The 23,230-nt window shown below is 67.4% G+C and carries 24 protein-coding genes and 1 pseudogene; 11 read left to right on the forward strand and 14 right to left on the reverse strand.

Annotated elements, in window-relative coordinates; all coding sequences use genetic code 11:
- The gene (gene flgG / locus HNP73_RS05685) at nucleotides 1-786 is read right to left on the reverse strand and encodes a flagellar basal-body rod protein FlgG (RefSeq protein WP_184147620.1); all 786 of its coding nucleotides are present in this window, start codon (nucleotides 784-786) and stop codon (nucleotides 1-3) included.
- A 14-nt stretch (nucleotides 787-800) separates the two neighbouring features.
- Nucleotides 801-1,520: a flagellar hook-basal body complex protein gene (locus HNP73_RS05690; protein ID WP_184147621.1), complete on the reverse strand. Its 720-nt coding sequence runs from the start codon at nucleotides 1,518-1,520 to the stop codon at nucleotides 801-803.
- 487 nt (nucleotides 1,521-2,007) lie between these two features.
- Here HNP73_RS05690 and HNP73_RS05695 point away from each other — a divergent pair, with 487 nt between their 5' ends.
- Together HNP73_RS05695 and HNP73_RS05700 are read left to right on the forward strand one after the other, a co-directional pair.
- Nucleotides 2,008-2,508, forward strand: coding sequence for a hypothetical protein (locus HNP73_RS05695; RefSeq protein ID WP_184147622.1), 501 nt, complete (start codon nucleotides 2,008-2,010; stop codon nucleotides 2,506-2,508).
- Nucleotides 2,498-3,679 (forward strand): DGQHR domain-containing protein, encoded by a 1,182-nt coding sequence (locus HNP73_RS05700; protein ID WP_184147623.1) that lies wholly within the window; start codon nucleotides 2,498-2,500, stop codon nucleotides 3,677-3,679. Before HNP73_RS05695 ends, HNP73_RS05700 begins: the two co-directional genes overlap by 11 nt.
- A 33-nt stretch (nucleotides 3,680-3,712) precedes the next feature.
- Here HNP73_RS05700 and HNP73_RS05705 read toward each other — a convergent pair whose 3' ends face one another.
- The 6 genes and pseudogenes from HNP73_RS05705 to HNP73_RS05730 all read right to left on the reverse strand — a co-directional run bounded on the left by HNP73_RS05705 (nucleotide 3,713) and on the right by HNP73_RS05730 (nucleotide 10,232).
- A complete protein-coding gene (locus HNP73_RS05705; protein WP_184147624.1) occupies nucleotides 3,713-4,723 on the reverse strand; it encodes an ABC transporter permease in 1,011 nt (336 codons plus the stop codon).
- A complete protein-coding gene (locus HNP73_RS05710; protein ID WP_184147625.1) occupies nucleotides 4,720-6,297 on the reverse strand; it encodes a sugar ABC transporter ATP-binding protein in 1,578 nt (525 codons plus the stop codon). Before HNP73_RS05710 ends, HNP73_RS05705 begins: the two co-directional genes overlap by 4 nt.
- A gap of 56 nt (nucleotides 6,298-6,353) precedes the next feature.
- Entirely contained in the window at nucleotides 6,354-7,298 is a 945-nt protein-coding gene (locus HNP73_RS05715) for a substrate-binding domain-containing protein (protein ID WP_184147626.1), read from the reverse strand.
- Between the two features lie 211 nt (nucleotides 7,299-7,509).
- Nucleotides 7,510-9,147, reverse strand: coding sequence for an AI-2E family transporter (locus HNP73_RS23625; protein WP_281379171.1), 1,638 nt, complete (start codon nucleotides 9,145-9,147; stop codon nucleotides 7,510-7,512).
- A gap of 97 nt (nucleotides 9,148-9,244) precedes the next feature.
- Nucleotides 9,245-9,808 (reverse strand): annotated as a pseudogene (locus HNP73_RS24060) (AI-2E family transporter); the annotation flags it as partial.
- A gap of 217 nt (nucleotides 9,809-10,025) precedes the next feature.
- Nucleotides 10,026-10,232, reverse strand: a complete 207-nt coding sequence (locus HNP73_RS05730; protein ID WP_184147628.1) for a cold-shock protein — start codon at nucleotides 10,230-10,232, stop codon at nucleotides 10,026-10,028.
- Between the two features lie 177 nt (nucleotides 10,233-10,409).
- Here HNP73_RS05730 and HNP73_RS05735 point away from each other — a divergent pair, with 177 nt between their 5' ends.
- A complete protein-coding gene (locus HNP73_RS05735) occupies nucleotides 10,410-10,601 on the forward strand; it encodes a DUF6494 family protein (RefSeq protein ID WP_184147629.1) in 192 nt (63 codons plus the stop codon).
- 325 nt (nucleotides 10,602-10,926) lie between these two features.
- Here the strand turns inward: HNP73_RS05735 and lepA are convergent, their stop codons facing one another.
- From lepA to HNP73_RS05750, 3 genes are all read right to left on the reverse strand, one after another.
- Nucleotides 10,927-12,726 (reverse strand): translation elongation factor 4, encoded by a 1,800-nt coding sequence (gene lepA, locus HNP73_RS05740; RefSeq protein WP_184147630.1) that lies wholly within the window; start codon nucleotides 12,724-12,726, stop codon nucleotides 10,927-10,929.
- A gap of 148 nt (nucleotides 12,727-12,874) precedes the next feature.
- The gene (locus HNP73_RS05745) at nucleotides 12,875-15,091 is read right to left on the reverse strand and encodes a TonB-dependent siderophore receptor (protein WP_184147631.1); all 2,217 of its coding nucleotides are present in this window, start codon (nucleotides 15,089-15,091) and stop codon (nucleotides 12,875-12,877) included.
- A gap of 154 nt (nucleotides 15,092-15,245) precedes the next feature.
- Nucleotides 15,246-15,971, reverse strand: a complete 726-nt coding sequence (locus tag HNP73_RS05750) for an HAD family hydrolase (RefSeq protein ID WP_184147632.1) — start codon at nucleotides 15,969-15,971, stop codon at nucleotides 15,246-15,248.
- 143 nt (nucleotides 15,972-16,114) lie between these two features.
- On the opposite strand from HNP73_RS05750, the gene HNP73_RS05755 reads away from it, so the two are divergent.
- Both HNP73_RS05755 and HNP73_RS05760 read left to right on the forward strand, forming a co-directional pair.
- Nucleotides 16,115-16,426, forward strand: coding sequence for a hypothetical protein (locus tag HNP73_RS05755; protein ID WP_184147633.1), 312 nt, complete (start codon nucleotides 16,115-16,117; stop codon nucleotides 16,424-16,426).
- A 3-nt stretch (nucleotides 16,427-16,429) separates the two neighbouring features.
- Entirely contained in the window at nucleotides 16,430-16,864 is a 435-nt protein-coding gene (locus HNP73_RS05760) for an acyl-CoA thioesterase (RefSeq protein ID WP_184147634.1), read from the forward strand.
- On the opposite strand, the gene HNP73_RS05765 is transcribed toward HNP73_RS05760, so the two are convergent.
- The gene (locus HNP73_RS05765; protein WP_184147635.1) at nucleotides 16,861-17,136 is read right to left on the reverse strand and encodes a DUF3572 family protein; all 276 of its coding nucleotides are present in this window, start codon (nucleotides 17,134-17,136) and stop codon (nucleotides 16,861-16,863) included. The two genes, HNP73_RS05760 and HNP73_RS05765, sit on opposite strands and share 4 nt — an antisense overlap.
- 240 nt (nucleotides 17,137-17,376) lie before the next feature.
- Between HNP73_RS05765 and rpmI the strand changes: the two genes are divergently transcribed.
- Entirely contained in the window at nucleotides 17,377-17,577 is a 201-nt protein-coding gene (gene rpmI / locus HNP73_RS05770) for a 50S ribosomal protein L35 (protein ID WP_184147636.1), read from the forward strand.
- Nucleotides 17,578-17,590: 13 nt separating this feature from the next.
- A complete protein-coding gene (gene rplT, locus HNP73_RS05775) occupies nucleotides 17,591-17,953 on the forward strand; it encodes a 50S ribosomal protein L20 (protein ID WP_184147637.1) in 363 nt (120 codons plus the stop codon).
- A 90-nt stretch (nucleotides 17,954-18,043) separates the two neighbouring features.
- On the opposite strand, the gene HNP73_RS05780 is transcribed toward rplT, so the two are convergent.
- Together HNP73_RS05780 and HNP73_RS05785 are read right to left on the reverse strand one after the other, a co-directional pair.
- On the reverse strand, nucleotides 18,044-18,247 hold the full coding sequence (locus tag HNP73_RS05780) for a hypothetical protein (protein WP_184147638.1): 204 nt from the start codon (nucleotides 18,245-18,247) through the stop codon (nucleotides 18,044-18,046).
- 41 nt (nucleotides 18,248-18,288) lie between these two features.
- Nucleotides 18,289-19,125: an isocitrate lyase/PEP mutase family protein gene (locus HNP73_RS05785; protein WP_184147639.1), complete on the reverse strand. Its 837-nt coding sequence runs from the start codon at nucleotides 19,123-19,125 to the stop codon at nucleotides 18,289-18,291.
- 138 nt (nucleotides 19,126-19,263) lie between these two features.
- Between HNP73_RS05785 and HNP73_RS05790 the strand changes: the two genes are divergently transcribed.
- The 4 genes from HNP73_RS05790 to preA all read left to right on the forward strand — a co-directional run bounded on the left by HNP73_RS05790 (nucleotide 19,264) and on the right by preA (nucleotide 23,027).
- Entirely contained in the window at nucleotides 19,264-19,632 is a 369-nt protein-coding gene (locus tag HNP73_RS05790) for a hypothetical protein (RefSeq protein WP_184147640.1), read from the forward strand.
- Nucleotides 19,633-19,731: 99 nt separating this feature from the next.
- Nucleotides 19,732-21,051, forward strand: a complete 1,320-nt coding sequence (locus HNP73_RS05795; RefSeq protein WP_184147641.1) for an NAD(P)-dependent oxidoreductase — start codon at nucleotides 19,732-19,734, stop codon at nucleotides 21,049-21,051.
- Nucleotides 21,052-21,137: 86 nt separating this feature from the next.
- On the forward strand, nucleotides 21,138-21,683 hold the full coding sequence (locus tag HNP73_RS23185; RefSeq protein ID WP_184147642.1) for a VTT domain-containing protein: 546 nt from the start codon (nucleotides 21,138-21,140) through the stop codon (nucleotides 21,681-21,683).
- A 42-nt stretch (nucleotides 21,684-21,725) separates the two neighbouring features.
- Nucleotides 21,726-23,027 (forward strand): NAD-dependent dihydropyrimidine dehydrogenase subunit PreA, encoded by a 1,302-nt coding sequence (preA, locus tag HNP73_RS05805; protein WP_184147643.1) that lies wholly within the window; start codon nucleotides 21,726-21,728, stop codon nucleotides 23,025-23,027.
- Nucleotides 23,028-23,230: the final 203 nt, after the last annotated feature.

Consider the following 23,230-nt stretch of genomic DNA (forward strand, 5'->3'; position numbering starts at 1 on the left):
TCAGCGGATCTGCACCGTGGCGGCCAGCATCTGGTCGGCCGCAGTGATGACCTTCGCGTTCATCTCGTAGCCGCGCTGCGCCTCGATCAGCCCGGTGATCTCGTGCACCGCGTCGACGCTCGACGCCTCGAGATAGCCCTGACGGAAGGTGCCCCGCCCGTCCTCGGCCGGAGCGCCGACGTTCGGCGCGCCGGAGGCCTCGGTCTCCTTGTAGAGGTTCGAGCCCAGCGCCTCGAGACCCTTGTCGTTCGAGAACGTCGTGAGGCTGAACTGCCCGAGCAACTGCGCCTGCACCTGCCCGTCGAAATAGGCGTAGACCTCGCCAACGGCGTTGATCTCGATGGTCTTGGCGTCCTCGGGAATGGTGATCCCCGGCGCCACCGCGAAGCCCTCGGACGTGACGATGAGCCCGTCGCCATTCCGCTTCAGCGCGCCGTCGCGGGTATACGCCGGCTCGCCGTTCGGCAGCGTCACCTCCAGATATCCCTTGCCGTCGATGGCGAGGTCGAGCGAGCCGCCGGTCTCGGTGAGCGAGCCCTCGGCGACCTGCACCGACACCGCCGCGGTCCGCACGCCGAGGCCGAGCTGCACGCCCGCCGGCAGCACGGTGCCGTCCGCCGAGCTGATCGTCCCCGGCCGCGCCGCCTGCTGGTAGTGCAGGTCGGCGAACTCCGCCCGGCGGGCGTTGTAGGCCGTGGTGCTCATGTTCGCGAGATTGTGCGAGATCACCTCGACGCGCATGTTCTGCGCCGCCATGCCGGTCGCGGCAATGTTCAGGGCACGCATAGACGGGTTACTCCTTAACCGAGCTGGCCGAGCGTCTTCACCACCAGGCGGATCCGCTCGTCCTCCTGATCCATCAGCTTCTGGCCGTACTCGTAGGCCCGCTGCACCTCGATCATCCGCGCCATCTCGGCGATCGGATTGACGTTCGACTGTTCGAGAAAGCCCTGCACCACACGGGGCGCCTCCACCGGCTCGGTCGCCGCCGCCCTGAAGAGCGTCCCAGCCTCGCGCGAGACCTTCGCCGGATCGACCGGCGTCACCAGCCCGATCTTCGCCACCGGCGCGCCATCGGCCGACAGCGTGCCGTCCGCCGCGACACCGATCGCCTTCGCCTCGGGCGGAATCGCGATCTCGCCGCCGCCCTCGTCGAGGAGCGCGTGGCCGTCCATGGTGACGATGGTGCCCTCGCCATTGCGCGTGAAGGCGCCCGCCCGCGTCAGCCGCTCGCCCTGAGGCGTCATCACGGTGAAATAGCCGCCCCCCTCAATCGCCAGATCGAGCGAGCCGCCGGTCTCTTCCAGCGCGCCCTGCATGTCATCGGTGAACCGCGCCCGGGCGGCAGTCATCGCGACACTGCCCCCCTCGATCGGCAGCGCCCGCACCTCTTCCGCAAAGATCACGCCCTCACGGCGATACCCCGTGGTCCCGAGGTTCGCGATGTTGTTGGCGACGGACTGCATCTCCTTCGCCAGCCCCGAAGCCCGGGTAAGAGCGACATAACCAGCCAGATCCATCCGTCCCTCTCCCGCGCTTCTCGCGTTGCCCGCGTCAGAGACGCGCGAGGGGACACTGCGCCGGGGAGGGTAAAGGAAGGGTCAATGGGGGAGGAGAGGGCGGGGGGATTTTGGCATTCACGGGGGTGGCACAATGTGCGCACATCGTTTGCGCCGCGCACCCCAAGCCTATATGCAGAACTCATGATATATTTCACAAACTGACGAAGGCGCCAGGAGTCAATGAAGGTGGACAGACCGCCCTCGCGTCGGCGACAATCTGCCCATCCACCAGCAAATAGCCGTCCGCGACGTGCATCGGAGGCGGCGGATCGAGAGGCATGCCGCAATTCTCCAGCGCAGATGCGCGACAGGGAGAACAGCACCTCTCGAAGCTGAAATGACGATAAGGACGGCACCCAGACAGGCAAGAATCAAGTGAAACGTCGTCTTGATTGGTTCCAGATTTCTTCATACGCTGTGGGGACGGCCTAAAGGGTAGCCTTGGATGCTCGAACTTTTAAAGAAGAACTGGGGCAGAGCGTGCAGTGAAGTACTATCTTCAGTAGTAGGATCTTTAGGCTTCATCTATGTTATAGCAATAATACTGTCTATACAAAATCCCCCCTCTTCTATTGGAAATCAATTTAGCAAATACTTTGCAGGTGGTCAGATCACAATGTCCATACTTCCAGTTGCGGGAGTAGCATTTATGGCATTGCTGCGCCACAAGGCCACACATCAAGTTTTAGCATTAATTTTGCTTATTACGCTGGTATTCCCGATCGTAGCCACTTCTTTTATAATCGGTCTTAATCCGGGATTTGAGACGGGAGGGCTAAAATCCCCATTGTTAACGTGGCTATGGGTTCAATTTTTTGGGCTGCACGTGCTTTGGTTTATTATCCTACTATTAGAGCCAAAAATACCAACAGCCCAGCAAGCCGGGGAAGATCAAGAAAACCGCGTAAACAGCATCAAGCTCGGAGCCAATCGCCGTGCAGAATAGTATCCATCTGCCAATTAACATTCCTGTATCAAAAGTATCTCAGCCAATAGGTGATTTCTACGTTGGATGCATTGACGCGCGGACCCTGGTTGGTATCTCATATACGGAGATCCGCGCCTTTATTAGCGGAACGCAAGGCAAGATTGCAGGGATACAGCGAGAGAGATCCGAGAAAAGAATAAAGAGCATCGAGAAGTATGTAAACTTGGACTATGCTACATTCCCAACCTCAGTTATTATTGCTGTTGCAGCAGAATGCGTCGAGTTGACACCATATTGTACCAATGCCACAAAGAGCAACTCTAAGGGTATATTCAATCTAGAGCTCACGACGTATGGCTCGCCCGGAGACAATGATTACATTCCCGTAGAGAAAATTGCATTCATTATCGATGGTCAGCATCGAGTTGCTGGACTCGAAGGCTTAGACAATCATCGAAATTTTGACGTTAATATTTCAATCTTCGTTGGCGCCTCCGAAGCGGACAAAGCCGAGATCTTCGCGCGAGTAAACCAAGCTCAGACGAAGGTGAATCAAAGCCTAGTGGTGGACTTGGCATCGTACTATGAGGAGAGAGGCCCAGTAAAATTCGCTCATGAGGTAGTATTAGCCATGAACAGAGATGTTGAAGGCCCGCTTCATGATAAGATAAAGCGACTTGGAAAGGCTGAGCCCGGCAAAGGCATGGTTCAGACGCTCGCTCAGGCAACGGTAGTGAAGCCAATCGTGGAGTACATCACGCCTGATCCAGAGTCTGAGAGGAACAAGCGCTACAAAGGACTCTTTGGACTGAAGAGGAATCCAGATGATTGGAGAACATTTATCTTCCAGCCCTTCTTTGACAAAAATGATGATAGCGGACTGTTCTTATGTCTGACAAACTTCTTTAACGCTGTGAAGTATAAATGGCCTAGTTGTTGGGATAACGCTCCAACAGGATCTATCTTGAATCGAACAACCGGCTATGTCGCACTGATGCGATTTTTTCGCCCCCTCTACTTGAAACACTGTGAGCGCGGAGAAGTTCTGCCGTTTGAAGTTTGTAGAAAGACATTTGAGCGCATCAGTATTGAAGACGGGGAGCTTACGCGTGATTTATTCGTTCCGGGTAGTTCTGGGATCTCGGCGCTTTATCGTCGACTGATCATCGACGCAGGGCTCGAGCAGTAAGGTAATTGAAGCGCCACCCCTGAATGCCTCGCGTCACCCCCGCGTCCGCGTCTTCAGCCACCGGTCGAACGCCACCGCGAGGATCAGGATCAGGCCAATGACGATCTGTTGGGTGTAGGAGGAGACGTTGTTGAGGACGAGGCCGTTCACCAGCACGCCGATCAGCGCGGCGCCGACCACCGTGCCGCCGACGCTGCCCACGCCGCCGAAGAGCGAGGTGCCTCCGATGACCACGGCGGAGATGACGGTGAGCTCGTAGCCCATGCCGGCGACGGCTTCCGCCGAGTTCAGGCGCGCGGCGAGGACGAAGGCGGCGAGGCCGCAGAAGAAGCCGACGATCACGTAGACCGAGACGAGGATGCGGTCGACGCGGAGCCCTGAGAGCCGCGCCGCCTCGGCGTTGCCGCCGACCGCGTAGACCGAGCGGCCGTAGCGGGTGTAGCGCAGCACGAGGTGGCAGAGGAGTGCCGCGCCGAGGAAGATGATGACCGGCACCGGCACCGGGCCGACGAGCCCCGTCCCCCACCAGCGCATGTCGGCAGTGAAGCCCGAGATCGGCCCGCCGTTCGAGATGGTGAGCGTCAGGCCCCGGAAGATCGTGAGACCGCCCAGCGTCACCACGAAGGGCGGCACCTTCAGCCGGGTGATCGTCAGCCCCTGGATGAGGCCGGCGAGGCAGCCGGTGGCGATCGCCGCGAGGAGTGCCGCGAACCAGCCGTAGCCCGCGCCCGCCGCGGACTCGAGCGCCAGCGTGTTCGCCGTGCCGCCTTTCGCCACCACCGCCGCGATCATGCCGCAGAGCGCGAGCAGCGAGCCGACCGAGAGGTCGATCCCCGCCGTCAGGATCACGAACGTCATGCCGAGCGCGATCAGCCCGGTGATCGAGATCTGCCGGAGCACGTTGAAGAGGTTGATCGGGTTCAGGAAGTTCGGGTTCATGATCGTGAAGATCACCATCAGCACCGCGAGGAACAGCAGCGGCCCGAACCGCTTTAGGAGGCCAAAGGCGTTCACGCCGGGGCGGGTGTCGTCGGAGGTGGTCATGCGGTGGCTTCCTCGCGGGTCTCGAGCGCCATCAGCGCCATCAGCTTCTCTTCGGTGGCCTCGGAGGCGGGCATCTCGCCGGTGATGCGGCCCTGGCGCATGGTGACGATGCGGTCGGAGACCGCGAGGATCTCGGGCAGCTCCGAGGAGATGACCAGAACGGCGATGCCGCGCGAGGCGAGCTGCACGAGGATCTGGTGCACCTCGGCCTTGGCGCCCACGTCCACGCCCCGGGTCGGCTCGTCGACGATCAGCACCTTCGGATCGCGCGCCAGCCAGCGGGCGACGATCACCTTCTGCTGGTTGCCGCCCGACAGCCCGTCGATGCGCTGCTCCGGGCTCGCCATGCGGATCGAGAGGGCCTTGCGGTATTCCGCGAGGACGCGGCGCTCCTCGCGCTCGCGCATGATCCCGAGCGGCCCGGCGAAGCGCGACAGCGCCGCCACGGAGAAGTTCGTGAGGATGCCGAGGGCGGCGAAGATCGCCTGATGCTTGCGGTCCTCCGGCACGAGGCCGATGCCGCGCGCGATCGCGTCATGCGGCGAGCTCGGCGCATAGGCCGCGCCGTCGAGGGTCATGCTGCCCGACGCCACCGGATCGGCGCCGAAGACCGCCCGGGCAAGCTCGGTGCGGCCGGAGCCCACGAGGCCGGCGAGGCCGAGGATCTCGCCGGCGCGGATGTCGAGATCGACGCCGCCGAGGGTGATGGCGTTCGGCGCCTCGGGGTTTCGCGGCGTCGTCAGCCCCCGGATCGCCAGCCGGGTGTCGCCGGGCGCATGGCGCTCGGTCGGACGGGCGTAGAGCTCGGAGGCGGCGCGGCCGACCATGCGCTCGATGATCGCCGGGATCGGGATCGGCCCCGCGTCGCGCGCCATGTGTCCGGCGAGGCGCCCGTCGCGCAGCACGGTGACGCGGTCGCAGATCTGCGAGGCTTCCTCCAGGCGGTGCGTCACGAACATGATGGCGACGCCCTCGCCCCGCAGCCGGCTCATGATCGCCAGCAGCCGCGCGACCTCGGCCTCGGTCAGTGCCGACGTCGGCTCGTCCATGATGATGAGCCGCGACGAGAGCGAGAGGGCGCGGGCGATCTCCACCAGCTGCTGCTCGGCGACCGAGAGTGCCGAGACCGGCGTCTCCGGGTCGGTGGTGAGCCCGACGCGAGCGATGATCGCCCTGGTCTCGCGGCGCATGGCCCGCCAGTCGACGAGACCGAGCCCGCTGAGCGGCGCGCGGCCGATGAAGATGTTCTCCGCCACGCTCAGCGTCGGGATGAGCGAGAGTTCCTGATAGATCGTGACGATGCCGCGCGCCTTGGCCTCGATCGGCGAGGCCGGCGCGTAGGGCGCGCCGTCGAAGGTGATCGTGCCGGAACTCGGCGGCTGGGCGCCGGAGAGGATTTTCAGGAGCGTCGACTTGCCGGCGCCGTTCTCGCCGAGCAGGCCCAGCACCTCGCCGGCGCGGACGTCGAGCGAGACGCCGTCGAGGGCGGTGACGCCGACGAAGCGCTTGCCGAGATTGTCGATGACGAGCAACGGCTCTGCCGACGCCGCTGGGGAGGCGGTGGGAGCAACCAAGGCGGTGTCCTCCGGGAAGGGATCCGGGCGGCCCGTCGGGGACCGCCCGGCCAGCGTCAGCCGGTCTCGCCGATGCGTTCGGCCTTGTCGAGATTTTCCTTGGTGAGGACGATCGGGGTCAGGAGCACCAGCGCCTGCTCCGGGTCCTTGCCATCGCGGGCCTTGGCGACGGCGATGCGGACCGCGGTGCGCGCCTGCTCGCCCGGGAACTGCTCGACCGTTCCCGCGAGCACGCCGTCCCGCACGGCGACCAGCGCCTCGGGCAGCGCGTCGAAGCCGTAGATCTTCACGTCCTTCATCCCGGCGGAGGCCACCGCCTCGGCGGCACCGAGCGCCATGTCGTCGTTGGCGCAGACGATGACGTCAGGCTTGCCGTTCGCGGTGAGGCCCGCCTCGGTGACCGAGAGCGCCTCGGCACGGGCGAAGTTCGCGGTCTGCTCGAAGACGATCTGGTACTTGTCCTTGAGCGGATCGAGGATGTCGTGGACGCCCTTGTTGCGGTCGATCGCCGGGCCGGCGCCGGGCTGGCCCTGCAGGTGGAAGATCTTCGCGCCGTCCGGGAAGGCCGCGATGATCGCGTTGGCCTGCGCCTCGCCGCCCTTGGTGTTGTCCGCGCCCACGTGCGCGAGGATCCCTTCGACGCCGTCGACTCGGCGGTCGATGGTCACGACCGGGACGCCCGCCTGCACCGCCTGCTCGACCGCCGGGGCGAGCGCGTTGACGTCGAGCGGCGAGATGACGATCGCCTTCACGCCCTGCACGAGCGCCGCCTCGATGTCGCCGGTCTGCTTCGGCGCGGAGTTCTGGCCGTCGCTCTCGATCAGCCCGACCTTCTGCGCCTCGGCCTCGACCTTGATCTGGTTCAGCATGTGGACGAAGAACGGGAAACTGAGGCTCGGCACCGATCCGAGAATAGTGATGTCGGCAGCAAACGCCCCGCTCGGCACGATCGCCAGCGCGCCCACGGCCACCGTCGATTTCAGGAAGCTGCGTCTGTTCATCGGTCCCTCCCCTGGGATGTCTTCGCGGCTGCATGTTTGCTCTGACGGCTGCAACCTCCTCCACGCTAGCCAGTCGCGGAGCGTCTCACAACGGGGAAGTCGCGAGATTTTCCGGGGGCGTCCGGGGGATACCAACCGGTCGCGGGAGCGGGGACGGCTGGCGGCCCGGGGACCGCCGGCACGCCGCGCCGCGGCCACCGGCGATGCCTCGTCAGTGTGGCACGGACTGCCCGAGGGTTGCGGAATTCTCCTCCTCCTGCCGATCGTCGCCCTCGTCCGGCGCCTTGTCGCCGGTGATCGCCGAGGCGACGTCGGCGGCGAGTTCGTTCAGGAGTTCGATCTCCTCGTCCGCGAGCTCGCGCGGGCTCGTATCAAGGATACAGAGCGCGCCGAGGACCTTGCCGTCCGAAGTCCTGATCGGTGCCCCGGCGTAGAAGCGCGTATCCCAGAGCCCGATCGCGGGGTTGTCGGCGAAGCGCGGGTCGCGCTTGGTATCCTCGATGACCAGCGTCTCGTCGCCGGAGACCACATGATCACAGACCGCGTCCTCGCGCGGCATCACGATCATGTCGGTGCCGTCACGGGTGCGCTCGCCCGGCAGGTCGCGGCTCTGGCCAACGATGAACTCCCGGTCGCCGGCAATCGCGGAAATCACGGCGAACTCGACGTTGAAGACATCCGCCGCGCGGGCCGCAAAGGCGTCGAGGTCCTCGCGCGCATGGCCATCCAGAACCCTGGTCTCCTCAAGGGCGGCGACACGCTCGGCATCGTTCTCCGGCCGCTCGGCGACGAGGTGCTCGCTCGCCTGGGCGGGCGAAAGCATCTGCCCGATCCGGTGCACCGCCTCATGGATCGACGTGACGATGGAGTCCGCGCCGAGATCGGCCTCGGCGTCGGCTTCGGCCAGTGCCTCCGGCGCGTTCCAGAGCGCCAGCACGATCCGCACGTCCGGCCAGCGCTGCCGCAGGCGACGGCAGAAGCCCCGCGCCGACAACTCCGGCTCGCGGCTGAAGTAGCTGAGGCAGACGATTTCGATGCCGTCGAGATCGAGCTTGTCGAGATAGCGCGCGGTCACCGCACCGGACGGACGCTCGACGGCGGCCACACCGGCGAAGCCGAGCGCATGGACCAACATCTCGCAGGCAACCGAATCGATCTCCCACTTGCCGCCGATGCAGGCGACGCGGGGCTCGCCCGCGACCACCGGCGCGGGATGATCCTCGCGCAGGTCCGCCAGCATGATGTCCATGCCGTTCACCACGCGCAGGCGATGCTCCGCGCGAGCGGTGGTGAGGAAGTCCTCGCTCGCCTGCCGCAGGACCTCGATCCCGTATTCGTCGTAGAACTCGGTGACCGAGGTCGCCTCGATCGACTCATCTGCGATCTCTATCGCCTCGTCGGGATCGTCCGCGATCAGCCGCTGATAGATGCGCGTCGGTATGTCGAGAACCGGTGTCGATCCGAGCAGCGTATCGAAGAACTGGAGCTGCGGCAGGTTGCGCCCGACCACCAGCAGGCAGACGGTCAGCGGCGTCGACAAGATAAGCCCGACCGGCCCCCAGAGCGCCGTCCAGAACGTCGCGGCGGCGATCAGCGACAGGGCTGACAGTCCGGTGCTCGACCCGTAGAGCAGCGGCTCGACAATGTTGTTGCTGATGAGCTCGAGGAAGATGATGAGCCCGCCCGTCATCAGCACCATGTGCCATCCCGGATCGACGGCGAACGCCAGCGCCAGCGGGAAGACCGACGACAGGACCGGCCCGACGTAGGGGATGAAGCGCATGAGCGCCGCGAGCGTGCCCCAGAGGATCCAGCCCGGCACCCCGATCGCCCAGAGACCGAGCGCCATGGGGATGCCGTAGGACCTCCTCCATCGCGTCGGTGGAGCGGTGCAGGTTGCCGCCCAGCAGCCGGATCAGCCGGTCGCGCAGGTCGCCGCGGTCGAGCAACGCCAGGAAGACGAAGACGAGGACGATACCGGCCGTGGCAACCGGGGCGAGCGCCGGCACGACCCACTCGGTCGCCGTCTTGAAGGGCGAGGTGGGTTCCGGGACGACTTCGACCTTCGTGGCGGGCGGCCCCTGATCGCTGCCCACCGCCTGCTGGACCTCGTCCTGCACCGCGGTCACCGTCTTCCACGCACCGTCGAACACCCCGGGCCCGGACATGCTCTGCCCGAGGTCGGCGATCTTGGTGCGGATCGTGCTCTGGTAGGTCGGGATCTCGGCACCGAGCGTGCGCACCTGCGAGCCGATGACGAGCCCGAGCATCAGCACGAAGGTCACGACGACGATGAGCACCGCAATGACCGAGAGGACGCGCGGCAGGCCGCGCCGCGCAAGCCAGGTGACGAGCGGGCTGAGGGCGAAGCTGATGAGAAACGCAATCGCCAGCGGGATCAGGATGTCCTTGCCGACGTAGAGGCCGAGCAGGACGAGCGCACCGACCGTCAGCCACGCCGCAAGCCTCACGACGTCGGGCTGCTGCCCCGGGTGCTCCGGGTTGTCCATGTCGTGCCCCCCTTGCCGGCACCACTCGCATCGCGAGCCGCCGTCGCGACTTCAACTGGTGACTAACGCCGCAGGGCAGGAAGGTTCCATCCGAAGGCGGGGAACAGCGCGGGCCGGGAGCGCGGGCGCAAGAAACGGGGGCGCAATGAACGGGGGTGTAAAAATGAACACGGCTCCCCGAAGGGAGCCGTGTCCGAAGTCGGTCGGACGCGTTCGATCAGGCGAGCGCGAGGTTCGCAGCCGATTCGCGGCCGTCGCGGCCACGCTCGATGTCGAAGGTGACCTTCTGGCCGTCCGGCAGGCCCGAGAGGCCCGCACGCTCGACGGCGGAGATGTGGACGAAGACGTCCTTGGAGCCGCCATCGGGCTGGATGAAGCCGAAGCCCTTGGTAGCATTGAACCATTTCACGGTGCCGGTGGCCATCGTGTTGTCTCCTCAAGTAGTGCCGCCCGCAGGATGCGGCGGCCCGGCGCAGTCAGCGAACGGTCGAAGCTGAGGCCGATGGGAAACAGCAGGTCGAGCGCGTAACGTAGCCGACACAGACATGGGCAATTAACGGCGATAAAGCAAGGAAATTGCCACAGAGGGGAGAAACCGGCGATGGACGAGGAGACGTTCAACATGTCGATGCGGCAGTACCTCAAGCAGGTCGGGGTGACCTCGCAGCAGGCAATCGAGCGCCACGTACGCGAACACGGCGACCGCTCCGGCCCGCTGAAGGTCCGCACCGTCCTCACCCTCCCGGGCCACGACATGGAACACGTGGTCGAGGGCGAGATCGACCTCGGGTAACCGGTGGCGCCGCGCGCCGGTGAAGAAGAACTACGGCCGAAGCGCACGCCCCAACGCTGACGCGAGACGGATCCGGCAAGTGACAAAACCGTCCGCGACTGCCCCACCCGGGGCGCACACAGCCGGATGGCGCCCTCCCGCGGAAATCTGCGGCCCCTCACGGGCCTCCGCGCGTCCCGCGCTCCAGTCCGCGGCCCGGCAAACGCAGTGCGTCCGCTTGTCGGGCCGGGGAGGGCCGCACCCGTGCAGCCGCGACAGGAAGCCGGACGAGGCGGGAAACAAGGGGTCTTCCCGACAAGCAGTGCTGGCGGCCCCGGCTGGCCCCCTACCCGTCCATCTTCAGTGCGTTGATGAAGGCTTCCTGCGGGATTTCCACCCGGCCGAACTGGCGCATCTTCTTCTTGCCGGCCTTCTGCTTGTCGAGCAGCTTCCGCTTGCGCGAGATGTCGCCGCCGTAGCACTTCGCCGTCACGTCCTTGCGCAAGGCCGAGATCGTCTCGCGGGCGATGATGCGCCCGCCGATCGCCGCCTGGATCGGGATCTTGAAGAGATGCTGCGGGATCAGCTCCTTCAGCTTCTCCACCATCGCCCGGCCCCGGGCGTCGGCGCGGGCGCGGTGGACCATCGTCGAGAGCGCGTCGACCGGCTCGTCATTGACGAGGATCTGCATCTTCACGAGGTCGTCTTCCTGATACCCCGTCACCGTGTAGTCGAACGAGGCATAGCCCTTCGTCACCGACTTCAGCCGGTCATAGAAGTCGAACACCACCTCGTTCAGCGGCAGGTCATAGACCACCATCGCGCGGGCGCCGGCGTAGGTCAGGTCGAGCTGCACGCCGCGCCGGTCCTGACAGAGCTTCAGCACGTCGCCGAGGTACTCGTCCGGCACGAGGATCGTCGCCTTGATCCGCGGCTCCTCGATGTGGTCGATGCGCACCGGATCGGGCATGTCTGCCGGGTTGTGCAGCTCGACCATCGTGCCGTCGTTCTTGAAGACGTGGTAGACGACCGAGGGCGCCGTGGTGATGAGATCGAGGTCGAACTCACGCTCCAGCCGCTCGCGGATCACCTCGAGATGCAGCAGCCCGAGAAAGCCGCAGCGGAAGCCGAAGCCGAGCGCCGCGGAGGTCTCCATCTCGGCGGAGAAGCTCGCGTCGTTCAGCTGCAGTTTCTCGATGGCGTCGCGCAGCGTCTCGAAGTCGTTGGCGTCCACCGGGAAGAGACCGCAGAACACCACCGGGATCGACGGCTGGAAGCCCGGCAGCGGCTCGGTCGCGCCCTTGCGCTCATGGGTGATGGTGTCACCGACGCGGGTGTCGCGCACCTGCTTGATGGAGGCGGTCAGGAACCCGAGCTCGCCCGGCCCGAGATCGTCCGCCGGCAACATGCCCGGGCGGAAGGTGCCGATGCGGTCCACCGGATAGAGCGCGCCGGTCTGCATCATCCTGATGCGGTCGCCCTTCCTCAGCACGCCGTCGAAGATGCGCACGAGCACGACGACGCCGAGATAGGGATCGTACCACGAATCGACCAGCATCGCCTTCAGCGGCGCGTTGCGATCCCCGCCGGGCGGCGGCAGGCGGGTGACGATCGCCTCCAGCACATCCGGGATGCCGAGGCCGGTCTTGGCCGAAATCTCGACCGCGTGGGAGGCGTCGATGCCGATCACATCCTCGATCTGCTCCTTCACCCGCTCGGGTTCCGCGGCGGGCAGGTCGATCTTGTTCAGGACCGGCACGATCTCGTGGCCGGCGTCGATTGCCTGATAGACGTTGGCGAGCGTCTGCGCCTCGACGCCCTGGCTGGCATCGACCACCAGCAGCGAGCCCTCGACGGCCCGCATGGAGCGCGAGACCTCGTAGGCGAAGTCCACGTGGCCCGGCGTGTCGATGAGGTTCAGCACATAGGTCTGGCCATCCTTCGCCTTGTACTCGAGGCGGACGGTCTGGGCCTTGATGGTGATGCCGCGCTCGCGCTCGATGTCCATCGAGTCGAGGAGCTGCGCCTTCATGTCGCGATCGGCGACGGTTCCGGTCCCCTGGATCAGGCGGTCGGCGAGCGTGGACTTCCCATGGTCGATGTGAGCGACGATCGAGAAGTTGCGGATGAGGCGCGTATCGGTCATGCGCCCGCGTATGGGGCGGGTTGCGTCGCCGGTCAAGCGGGTCTCCCCGAAGCCGGCGACCAGATAACGAGGCTCCCGGCGGCCGCCCGCCCACGGAGGCTGCCGCGCCCGATCGGGACGAGGCTTCCGAGCGCGCGCCCCGCCGCATTCAGAAGCTGGCGGAGACGCTCAGCATCGCGTTCAGCGGCTCGCCGTAGAACGACTGGTCGAGCGCCTGCTGGTAATAGGTCTTGTCGAAGAGGTTGTTTACGTTGAGCTGGGCCGACCAGCGCTCGTCGAAGTCATAGCGCGCCATCGCGTCCACCACCGTGTAGCTCGGCTGGGTGAAGCGGTGGGTCTCGTCGTTGCCGTTCGTCACGTCGACCCATGTCTTGCTCTGCCAGCGAAGACCGCCGCCGAGCGTCCACTTCGACCACGCCCCCGGAAGGGTGTAGGCGGTGAAGACCTTCAGCGTGTTGCGCGGCTGATCAGGCGCGAACTCGCCCCCGTCCGCAGCCTTGAGCGACATCGCCTGACCGCCGACGTAGACGCTCCAGCCGGGGGTGATCTCGCCGGAGAACTCGAACTCGCCGCCCTCGGCCTTCACGCCCTTCGCCCCGCGATACGCATGGTTGATCGTGCCGGGGACCATGTGATTGCCGTCCTGCTCGGCGACGTTGTCGAGGTAGCTCCGGAACAGGGCGAATGAGGCGTTCATCCGGCCCTCGAAGATCTCGCCCTTCGCGCCGACCTCCCGACTGCGGCCGATCACCGGGTCGAGGAAGTTGCCGTTCCGGTCCTGATAGTCCTGCGGGTTGAAGACTTCGGTGTAGCTCGCATAGAGCGACCAGTCGTCGGTCGCGTCGTAGACGACGCCGGCGAAGGGGGTGAACTTGTCGAACTCGCGGAAGCCCTCGCCGTACTCGAAGACCATGTTGCCCTTCCAGCTGGTCTGCCGCCCTCCGAGCACCAGATGCAGGTCGTCGGTCAGGTTGAACCGCCCGGAGGCGAGCGCCGAGAACTTGGTCCGGTTCTCCTCGAAGTCTGCCTCCGCCGTGCCCCACGCCGGCTTCGGATAGGCGCCGGTCCACACGAAGATGTTGCCAATGGGCGCCGGCGTCGTCTCCTCCTCCGGCCAGTCGCGCTTCATCCAGTCGCGGTCCGCGTGCAACGAGAAGTTCAGCGTGTGCTCACGCCCGAAAAGGCTGACGGGTCCGGTCAGGTTCGCGTCGAAGGCGACGAGCCGGTCGTGATCGGAGCCCTTCCACGCCCCAGGGATGAGGCCGAGGCCAGTGGCCTGATCGAGATCGCCGTGCATGTAGAGGAGTTCGGCGTCGTACTTGCGGTCAACGCCGCTCAGGATCAGGTTGCCGCTCCAGCCGTTGTCGAACCTGTGGTCGAGACGCACCATCGCCGACGACTGGTAGCTCGACCAGTGCGACCAGTCGGGGGCGTTCGAGAAGCTGCGCGGGAAGTGGGTCGGCTCGCCGCTCGCGAACATCAGTGGCAGACCGCCCCAGGTCGACGCGCGCGGGTCGTGGTTGCGGTGCTCGAGGCTGAAGGTGAGGCGCGTGGCGTCGGTCAGGTCGGCCTCGACGGTGCCATAGTACGTCTGCTTCTTCACGCTGTAGCGGTCGACGTAGGACTCCTCGCTCGCCGCGTCCATGATGAAGCGGCTGCGCACCGAGCCGTCGGCATTCAGCGGGGTCGAGACGTCGAGGGTGCCGCCGATGCGGTTCCAGTTGCCGTAACGCAGCGCCGCCGTGCCGCCGAAAACCGGGCTCGACGCCCGCTTGCGGGTGATCGCGACCGCCGCGCCCGGCTCGCCGGTGCCGGTCAGCAGGCCGGTCGCGCCTCGCAGCACCTCGACGCGATCGACCGTCGCCGTCGAGGACTGCATCGAGACCCCGCTGAACCAGCCCTGATAGGTCGGGATGTTCATGCCGTCGACGAGGTAGTTCGACACCCAGAAGCCGCGGGAATAGGTGCTGTCACGGTCGGTCTCGGAACCGTAGGCGTTGACGCCGGTGGTGTAGGACAGGACGTCGAGCACTGTCCCGAGGTTCTGGTCCTCGATGCGCTGTTCGGTGACGACGCTGACGGACTGCGGCGTCTCGCGAAGCGTGAGCGGGAGGCCCGTGGCGCTGGTCGCCTGAGGCGCGGCGAAGGTGCCGGTGCCCTCTGTCGCGCCGTCGGCCTCGGCCTCGACGTTGATCGGCTGGAGCATCAGGCCGGGTTTCGCCTCTCGCCCGCCCGCCTCTGCGGCCGTCTCCGGCGCAGGGGCCTCCTGCGCCGCGGCAAGGCCGGTCGTGGCGAGCACGAGGGCAAGCGCCGAAGCGGATGAAAGCCCCGCCGCCCGGCGGAGTCTGGTTGTATCTGGGATCACACGAGCGCCCTCTTTGTCCCCGATGAGACATTTCCGGCTGGCGGGGGGGGGCTCGCTTGCGGCACGTCTCCTGCAATCCGGCGGTACTCGCAAGAGGCGCGCAGTGATCGCGGAAGTCGATGTGGCTGAAATGCTTCAGCGACTCGGGCGCGGCTCAGGCGAGCCCCAGCCACCCCGGCAGCGCCTCGACCGAGGGCAGCACCACGTCGGCGTGCGGCGCGAGATCGGGTTCCGTCGCGATCCCGGTCAGGACGGCCACCGCGGTCATGCCGGCGGCGCGGCCGCTCTCGAGATCATGCGTGCTGTCGCCGATCATCGCGCAGTTCGCCGGCGCGATGCCGGTGGCGGCGCAGAACGCGGTCAGCATGCCCGGCATCGGCTTCGCGCCGTGGCCACTGTCGTAGCCCGCGACGAAGGCGAAGCGCCCGAGCACGCCGGCCCGCTCCAGATGGGCGCGCGCCGGTTCCTCGCTGTCGTTCGTGGCGAGGCCGAGCGTCATGCCGCCGGCAATCAGCCGGTCGAGCAGCGGCCCGAGCGGCGCCACCTCGACCTGCTCCGCGGCGGCGGTGCTCGCGAGGATCATCCGCCGGAGCGGCGCCTCCTCCAGCGCCGGCAGCGTCGAGCGGATCGCGTCGATCACCACCTCCATCGTGCCGGCGATGACCGCGCTCTGCGGCAGGAAGCGCCGGGTGGCACGGTCGAAGCCCAGCCGGTCGGCAAGCCCCTCGGCCAGCAACTCGGCCTTGGACGGATCGACGCCGCTCAGCCGGTCGATGAGCCCGTTCGCCCAGACCGACCAGGTCGCGTGAAAGTCGAAGAGCGTGCCGTCCTTGTCGAAGATCAGGCCCCGGATCGTCCGGGGATCGACCACTGCTGACATCCGGTTTCTCCCCCTCATGCCGGTGGACCCGGTTTCCCCGATGCCGGCGCTGGACGCAAGGGGCCGGACCTTGCGCATCCGTCAGGGGAGGGCCAATCTCCCGCCAGTCCCGCGCCTTCCCCGCCCCGAAGCCCGGAGGCCCCATGCGCCCGCTTCCCCTGTTCGTCGCCCTCGCCGGCCTCGCGGCCTGCACCCCCGCGGCGGCCCCGCCCACTGTCCCGTCAGGAGGCAACCTGACCCCGACGCGGGCAGAGGCTTCCTGCACCCGCGCCGTCGCAGGCCAGACCGGAGGGGCCGGCGGGACGGGGCGCGCGCCGGAAACCACAGGACAGGCGACGCGGGTAACGCCCGACGCGCCCGGCGCGGCCGCCCCGTGGGAATGCGTCGCCGACCTGAGCGGCGAAACCCGGCGCGTCCACTCTTCCGGCACAATCGCCAGCGGCGCGGCGGACTGACCGTTGCAACGCCGCCCCCCGCCAACCCGCGCGGCGTTCCGCCGTTTCGTGCGCTACGCCACCCGCTGGCGCGACAATGACGTCTACCGGCACATGAACAACGCCGTCTTCTACGAGTACGCCGACAGCGCGGTCGGAAGCTGGCTCATCGGCCCGGGCGGCCTCGCGGTCCCGGACGGGCCGGTGGTCTGCCTCGTCGCCGAGACCGCCTGCACCTACCACGCGAGCCTCGGATACCCCGACCCGGTCGACGTCGGACTGGTGCTTGACCGGCTGGGCGAGCGGTCGATGACCTGGCGGATCGGGCTCTTCCGCGGTGACGCCGACGCGGCCGCCGGCGACATCCGCTTCGTCCACGTCTGCGTCGACGCCCGCACCCACCGCCCGACTACCCTGCCCGAGTCCCTCCGCCGCGCGGCGGAGGAGATGCTCGCCTAGGTCCAGTGCGGCAGACCGCCGTCGAGGACGGCGCGCGCGCGGGCCACGTCCTCCGGTCGGAGACCCGCTTCGGCGGCGAAGTCCTCGACCCAGGCATCGCTCTGCAGCAGGAACTCCAGCAGGAAGCCAAGGAACGCCGGCTCGCTGGCACGGCCCCGCAGCTCGTCCGGGGCAAGCCCGCTCTGTACCAGACAGGCGTCGAGCAATTCGGCCCGGCCGGCGAGAAAGATCAGCGCGTCCTGTCCGATGCGCGTGGCCTGATCGAGATGCATTCCGGTGGTCCCGCCGATGGCACCCGATTGTCGGGCCGGCCGAGACTAACCCGGCATGCCACCACGCGACAGTCCCGCAGGTCCGCACACCCGCGCGATCGGACGGCCTCACCCCGCGCGAGTCCCCTTGCTTCAGCAGCCGGGCGCCCCTATAAGCCCGCGTTCTGAACCACCGCAGCGGCCGGCCGATCAGGGCTGCCGAGTCGCTGTCTGAACGCGGACCCGCGAAGGAGACCCGAAATGCCCAAGATGAAGACCAAGTCGGGCGCCAAGAAGCGCTTCAAGGTGACGGCCACCGGCCGCATCCTCACTGCCCAGGCCGGCAAGCGGCACGGGATGATCAAGCGGTCGACCAAGTTCATCCGCCAGGCCCGCGGCACCACGACCCTCTCGGCACCGGACGAGAAGATCGTGAAGTCGTACATGCCCTACGCCCGCTGAGGAGGCCTGACAGATGTCCCGAGTCAAGGGTGGCGCCACCAGCCACGCCCGTCACCGCAAGATCATCAAGCAGGCCGCCGGCTACTATGGCGCCCGCTCGACCAACTACCGCACCGCCAAGCAGGCCGTCGACAAGGCCCTGCAGTACGCGACGCGCGACCGCAAGGTCCGCAAGCGGAACTTCCGCGCCCTCTGGATCCAGCGCATCAACGCCGCGGTCCGCGAGTACGACGCGACGCTCACCTACTCGCGCCTGATCGCCGGGCTCGCGAAGGCCGGGATCGAGGTCGATCGCAAGGTCCTCGCCGACCTCGCCGTCCACGAGCCGGCCGCGTTCAACTCGATCGTCGATCAGGCGAAGTCCGCGCTCGCCTGAGCGCCGCCACCGACACCGACACCTGATTCTGGAAGGCTCGCCCCCGGGGCGAGCCTTTTTTTCGTCTCGCCGGCCGTCAGTCGTCGGCCGTCAGTCGCCGATGTCCATCAGGATGATGCGATACTTGCCATCGATCTTGAAGTCGTACTGGCCAGCGGTGCACGTGGCATCGTTGATCTCGAAGCGGTTGTCAGTCTCCTTGTTCACCTCGGTGAAGGTGCAGCCGAGCGGCGCGACCGCCTCCTGAAGCCCCTTCAGTTCGTTGGCTCTCGGGGGTCCGCAAACGTGCCGCAATCATCCGGCCCGCGAGGCGCCCATGCGGACCCGTCGGGTCGTCACCCCCGATCGACGGGCCTTGCCCCCGTCATGAGCCGTGCGACGGTCGCACCGGGGATCGCGTCGGCCGCATAGGTGAAGGTGCCCGCCGTCCGCACCTCCTCCGCCGCGCGCATCAGCCCGCCGAGCGCGGCGCGCGCGAACGAGCCGCCGACGCTGATGCGCCGCACGCCCGCGGCCGTGAGCTCCGCCACCGAATACGTCGGCCCCGACAACCCCATGACGACGTTCACCGGGCGATCGACGGCGCCGCATACCGCCCGGATCGCCTCGATGTCCGGCAGGCCCGGCGCATAGAGCACGTCGGCTCCGGCCCCGGAAAACGCCTGAAGCCGCCGGATCGTGTCGTCGAGATCCGGACGCCCCCAGAGAAAGTTCTCCGCCCGCGCCGTCAGCACGAATGGCAGGTCACGCGCGGCCTCCGCCGCCGCGTGAACGCGCTCCACCGCCAGCGCGATGTCATGGATCGGCGCGGCCGGATCGCCCGTCGCATCCTCGATCGACCCGCCGACGAGGCCCACCTCACAGGCCATGCGGATCGTCTCGGCGCAGGTCTCGGGCGCTACGCCAAAGCCGTCCTCGAGATCGGCCGAGACCGGCAAGTCCGTCGCCCCGACGATCTCGGCGGCATTGGCGAGGATGTCCCCGCGCCCGAGGGTCGAGTCCCGCCTGCCCTTCGAGAAGGCGTAGCCCGCGCTCGTGGTCGCAAGCGCCTCGAACCCGAGGCTGGCGAGCAGCCGCGCCGACCCCGCGTCCCACGGATTCGGGATGACGAAGGCCCGATCTCCGAAGTGCAGCGCCTTCAGCCGTTCGAACCTGCTCTGCTGGTCGGTCATGCGCTTCCCTTTCGCGTTCGCCCCCATCCCCTGCCGGTAACGATAGCGCCCGGCGCACCGGAACCAACTTTCGCCGGAACGGTGCCGGAACCACCCCGACACCGGGCCGTTGCCATTCTTTGCTCGCGAGGAACCCCGATGCCCGCTCCGCTGGTCCATGCCCTCCTGCTCACCATGGGCCTGCTCACGGCCAGCCTCGTCCCCGCCACTGCCGCCGACGCGCCCGCGTCTCCCTCGACCGCCGCGCCCTCTCCGGCGGACACCGAGGCCGCGGCGCGCGAAGCCTGCGAGGCTGCGGCTCTGGCCGAGATGCAGGCGCGCCAGCCGAACGCTGTCGAGGTGCAGGCGCTCGAGGATCAGATGTCGGTCACCGGGACCCCGGGCGGACAGACCGAGGTCAGGGGCAACGGCCAGTTCGCCCCCGATATCGGCGAGTGGACGCCCTTCACCTACACCTGCGCCTTCAGCGCGACCACCGGACAGGTGACGAGCCTGCGCATCCCGTGAGCGGCTCCCACACCCGGCCGTTCACCTTGCCATGAACTTCCCGATTGCGAAGTGAACGGCCGCGTGCAAGCCTCTCTCCAAGACGCATTGGAGAGGTCCATGGCACCCAGTCCGCAGACGCCGGGCATCGTCGCCGGGCGGCTGACCGAAGACGCGCTTCGGGAGAATTTCGCCGATATCGCGCCGCCCCTCACCGCGCACGAGGCGCTTGTCGCCGCCGATCGCTGCTATTTCTGCTACGATGCGCCTTGCACCGAGGCGTGTCCCACCTCGATCGACGTGCCGCTCTTCATCCGGCAGATCCAGTCGGGCCAGCCGGAGGCTTCGGCCCGCACCATCCTCTCCCAGAACATCCTCGGCGGCATGTGCGCCCGGGTCTGCCCCACCGAAACGCTCTGTGAAGAGGCCTGCGTCCGCGAGGCGGCGGAGGGCAAGCCGGTGGAGATCGGCCGGCTGCAACGCTTCGCCACCGACGCGGCCATGGGCCGCGCCCAACCCTTCCGGCGCGCGGCCCCGACCGGCCGGCGCATCGCCGTGGTCGGCGCCGGTCCGGCCGGGCTCGCCTGCGCCCACCGCCTCGCGCTCCTCGGCAACGAGGTGACGCTCTTCGACGCCCGGCCAAAGCCCGGCGGCCTCAACGAATTCGGCATCGCCGCCTACAAGAGCGTCGACAACTTCGCCCAGGCGGAAGTCGACTGGCTCCTCGACGTCGGTGGCATCACCCTGCGCTGCGGCGAGCGCCTCGGCGAGACCGTGAGCCTCGAAACCCTCCGCGCCGGGCATGACGCGGTCTTCCTCGGCATCGGCCTCTCCGGCGTCCGCGCGCTCGGGCTCACGCCGGCCGGCGCGCGCATCCGCCCGGCCGTCGAGTTCATCGCCGAGGTGCGGCAGGCGGACGACCTTGGCGGCGTGCCGGTCGGCCGGCGCGTCGTGGTGATCGGCGGCGGCATGACCGCGATCGACGCGGGCGTGCAGGCGAAGAAGCTCGGCGCCGACGAGGTGACGATCGCCTACCGCCGCGGCCGGGAGAAGATGTCCGCCAGCAGCTATGAACAGGAACTCGCCGCCACCGAGGGCGTGCGCATCCTCACCGACTCCGTGCCCGTGGGGGTGAAGCTCAACGGCACCGGCAGCCTCGTGGAGTTCGCCCGGCCGGACGGCGAAACCTTCACGCTCCACGCCGACGAAGTCCTGACCGCCATCGGCCAGACCCTCGGCGCGACCCCCGAGGCGCTCGCGCTCTCGGGCGGCAAGATCGCCGTCACCGGCGCGGGACGCACCAGCCTGCCCGGCGTCTGGGCCGGCGGCGACTGCGCCGAGGGCGGCGACGACCTGACCGTCACCGCCGTGGCCGAGGGCCGCGACGCAGCCCTCGACATTCATGCGAGCTTTGGCGATGCGGGCCTCAGCGGAAGCTGACCGATCAGACCCGAAACCGGCACGCCGCGATTGCGCGGCGCCGCCACCATCCTTATGTGTCGCGGTGCCCACCGCAGGGGAGTACCGTGTTCGAGAGTATCGTCCAGTTCGCGACCGATTTCGTCGCGACCCACAGCCATTGGGCACCCGTCCTCGCCTTCCTTCTCGCCTTCTTCGAGACGCTCGCCTTCATCTCGCTGCTGGTGCCATCGACGGTGATCCTCGTCGCGGTCGGCACGCTGATCGCCGCCGGGGCGCTCGACATGCTGCCGATCTGGATCGGTGCCTCGGCCGGCGCGCTCACCGGCTCGACCCTGTCCTTCGCCCTCGGCCGGCGCTTCGGCCCGGCGGTCCTCTCCGCGTGGCCGATGAACCGCGATCCCTCGCTCGTGGAGCGCGGCCGCGCCGCCTTCGCCCGCTGGGGGACACCCGCCGTCCTCGTGTCGCATTTCTTCGGGCCGCTGCGCTCGGTTGCGTTCATCATTGCCGGCGCCTCGGCGATGCGGCTGCTCGCCTTCCAGCTGGTGAACGTGCCGGGCTCGCTTGCCTGGGCCTACCTCACGCCCAAGTCCGGCGAGATCGGCGGCGAGATCGTCGGTGCGGTCTGGCGAGCCGTATCCGGCGGGAGCTGACCATCACCCCATCCGAGCCCTGATCGAGGAGGACCGACCCCCATGGCTGATCTTCGCAGCGACTTCGTCGGCATCCGCTCCCCGAACCCGTTCTGGCTCGCCTCCGCGCCGCCTACCGACAAGGAGGTGAACGTCCGTCGCGCCTTCGCCGCCGGCTGGGGTGGCGTGGTCTGGAAGACGCTGGGGCTCGACCCGCACATCGTCAACGTCAACGGCCCGCGGTATGGCGCGATCTGGGGCGCCGACCGGCGCCTTCTCGGCCTCAACAACATCGAGCTCATCACCGACCGGCCGCTCGACGTGAACCTGCGCGAGATCAAGGCGGTGAAGCGCGACTGGCCCGACCGGGCGATGGTCGTCTCGCTCATGGTGCCCTGCGACGAAGAGAGCTGGCGCTCGATCCTGCCGCTGGTGGAGGAAACCGGCGCAGATGGCGTGGAGCTCAACTTCGGCTGCCCGCACGGCATGAGCGAGCGCGGCATGGGCTCGGCGGTCGGGCAGGTGCCCGAATACATCGAAATGGTCGCCCGCTGGTGCAAGGCCGCGACCCGGATGCCGGTCATCGTCAAGCTCACGCCCAACATCACCGACATTCGCCAGCCGGCCGGCGCCGCGAAGGCCGGCGGCGCCGACGCGGTCAGCCTCATCAACACGGTAAGCTCCATCACCAGCGTCAACCTCGACAACTTCAGCCCCGAGCCCTCCATCGACGGCAAGGGCAGCCACGGCGGCTACTGCGGCCCGGCGGTGAAGCCGATCGCGCTCAACATGGTGGCCGAGATCGCCCGCGACCCCGCGACCCGCGGCCTGCCGATCTCCGGCATCGGCGGCGTCACCACGTGGCGCGACGCGGCCGAGTTCATGGCGCTCGGCTCGGGAACCGTGCAGGTCTGCACCGCGGCGATGACCTACGGCTTCCGCATCGTCGAGGAACTCGTCGCCGGGCTTGCGACCTGGATGGACGAGAAGGGCCACGCCGACCTCGACGACTTCCGCGGCCGCGCGGTGCCGAACATCACCGACTGGCAGTACCTGAACCTCAACTACGTGGCCAAGGCCCGGATCGACCAGTCGCTCTGCATCCACTGCGGCCGCTGCTACGCCGCCTGCGAGGACACCTCGCATCAGGCCATCGCCATGAAACCCGGCCGGGTCTTCGAGGTGAAGGACGACGAATGCGTGGCCTGCAACCTCTGCGTCAACGTCTGCCCGGTGGAAGACTGCATCTCCATGGTTGAGCTCGCGCCAGGCGAGATCGACGCGCGCACCGGCAAGGTGGTGAGCCCGGACTACGCCAACTGGACGAGCCACCCCAACAACCCGGCGGCAAAGGCGGCGGAATAGCGTCGTGCCTGCGCTTCCGTTGGGAACTTGCAGCAATCCGCCGTAATCAGCGGGAAGCACCCGCCACGGGGGCAATGCTCCGCGCCACCTTGCTGAGCGACACCGATCAGGCTCCCGGATGTGCCGGAAGGACACACTGATCCCCTTCAGCGACGCCCCCTGGTCGGCGGACCCTTGCTCGGCGGAAATCCGCCGAATATACC

Origin of the sequence: Amaricoccus macauensis (genome assembly GCF_014201905.1) — a bacterium.
Lineage (GTDB): Bacteria > Pseudomonadota > Alphaproteobacteria > Rhodobacterales > Rhodobacteraceae > Amaricoccus > Amaricoccus macauensis.

What these genes read in the sequence shown, in the direction of transcription:
- HNP73_RS05690 (WP_184147621.1), bottom strand. Translation starts at nt 1,520, where the DNA reads ATGGATCTGGCTGGTTATGTCGCTCTTACCCGGGCTTCGGGGCTGGCG.
- HNP73_RS05765 (WP_184147635.1), bottom strand. Translation starts at nt 17,136, where the DNA reads ATGCATCTCGATCAGGCCACGCGCATCGGACAGGACGCGCTGATCTTT.
- rpmI (WP_184147636.1), top strand. Translation starts at nt 17,377, where the DNA reads ATGCCCAAGATGAAGACCAAGTCGGGCGCCAAGAAGCGCTTCAAGGTG.
- HNP73_RS05795 (WP_184147641.1), top strand. Translation starts at nt 19,732, where the DNA reads ATGGCACCCAGTCCGCAGACGCCGGGCATCGTCGCCGGGCGGCTGACC.
- HNP73_RS05730 (WP_184147628.1), bottom strand. Translation starts at nt 10,232, where the DNA reads ATGGCCACCGGCACCGTGAAATGGTTCAATGCTACCAAGGGCTTCGGC.
- rplT (WP_184147637.1), top strand. Translation starts at nt 17,591, where the DNA reads ATGTCCCGAGTCAAGGGTGGCGCCACCAGCCACGCCCGTCACCGCAAG.
- HNP73_RS05695 (WP_184147622.1), top strand. Translation starts at nt 2,008, where the DNA reads ATGCTCGAACTTTTAAAGAAGAACTGGGGCAGAGCGTGCAGTGAAGTA.
- flgG (WP_184147620.1), bottom strand. Translation starts at nt 786, where the DNA reads ATGCGTGCCCTGAACATTGCCGCGACCGGCATGGCGGCGCAGAACATG.
- HNP73_RS23625 (WP_281379171.1), bottom strand. Translation starts at nt 9,147, where the DNA reads ATGGCGCTCGGTCTCTGGGCGATCGGGGTGCCGGGCTGGATCCTCTGG.
- preA (WP_184147643.1), top strand. Translation starts at nt 21,726, where the DNA reads ATGGCTGATCTTCGCAGCGACTTCGTCGGCATCCGCTCCCCGAACCCG.
- HNP73_RS05705 (WP_184147624.1), bottom strand. Translation starts at nt 4,723, where the DNA reads ATGACCACCTCCGACGACACCCGCCCCGGCGTGAACGCCTTTGGCCTC.
- HNP73_RS05735 (WP_184147629.1), top strand. Translation starts at nt 10,410, where the DNA reads ATGGACGAGGAGACGTTCAACATGTCGATGCGGCAGTACCTCAAGCAG.
- HNP73_RS05785 (WP_184147639.1), bottom strand. Translation starts at nt 19,125, where the DNA reads ATGACCGACCAGCAGAGCAGGTTCGAACGGCTGAAGGCGCTGCACTTC.
- lepA (WP_184147630.1), bottom strand. Translation starts at nt 12,726, where the DNA reads ATGACCGATACGCGCCTCATCCGCAACTTCTCGATCGTCGCTCACATC.
- HNP73_RS05715 (WP_184147626.1), bottom strand. Translation starts at nt 7,298, where the DNA reads ATGAACAGACGCAGCTTCCTGAAATCGACGGTGGCCGTGGGCGCGCTG.
- HNP73_RS05750 (WP_184147632.1), bottom strand. Translation starts at nt 15,971, where the DNA reads ATGTCAGCAGTGGTCGATCCCCGGACGATCCGGGGCCTGATCTTCGAC.
- HNP73_RS05755 (WP_184147633.1), top strand. Translation starts at nt 16,115, where the DNA reads ATGCGCCCGCTTCCCCTGTTCGTCGCCCTCGCCGGCCTCGCGGCCTGC.
- HNP73_RS05790 (WP_184147640.1), top strand. Translation starts at nt 19,264, where the DNA reads ATGCCCGCTCCGCTGGTCCATGCCCTCCTGCTCACCATGGGCCTGCTC.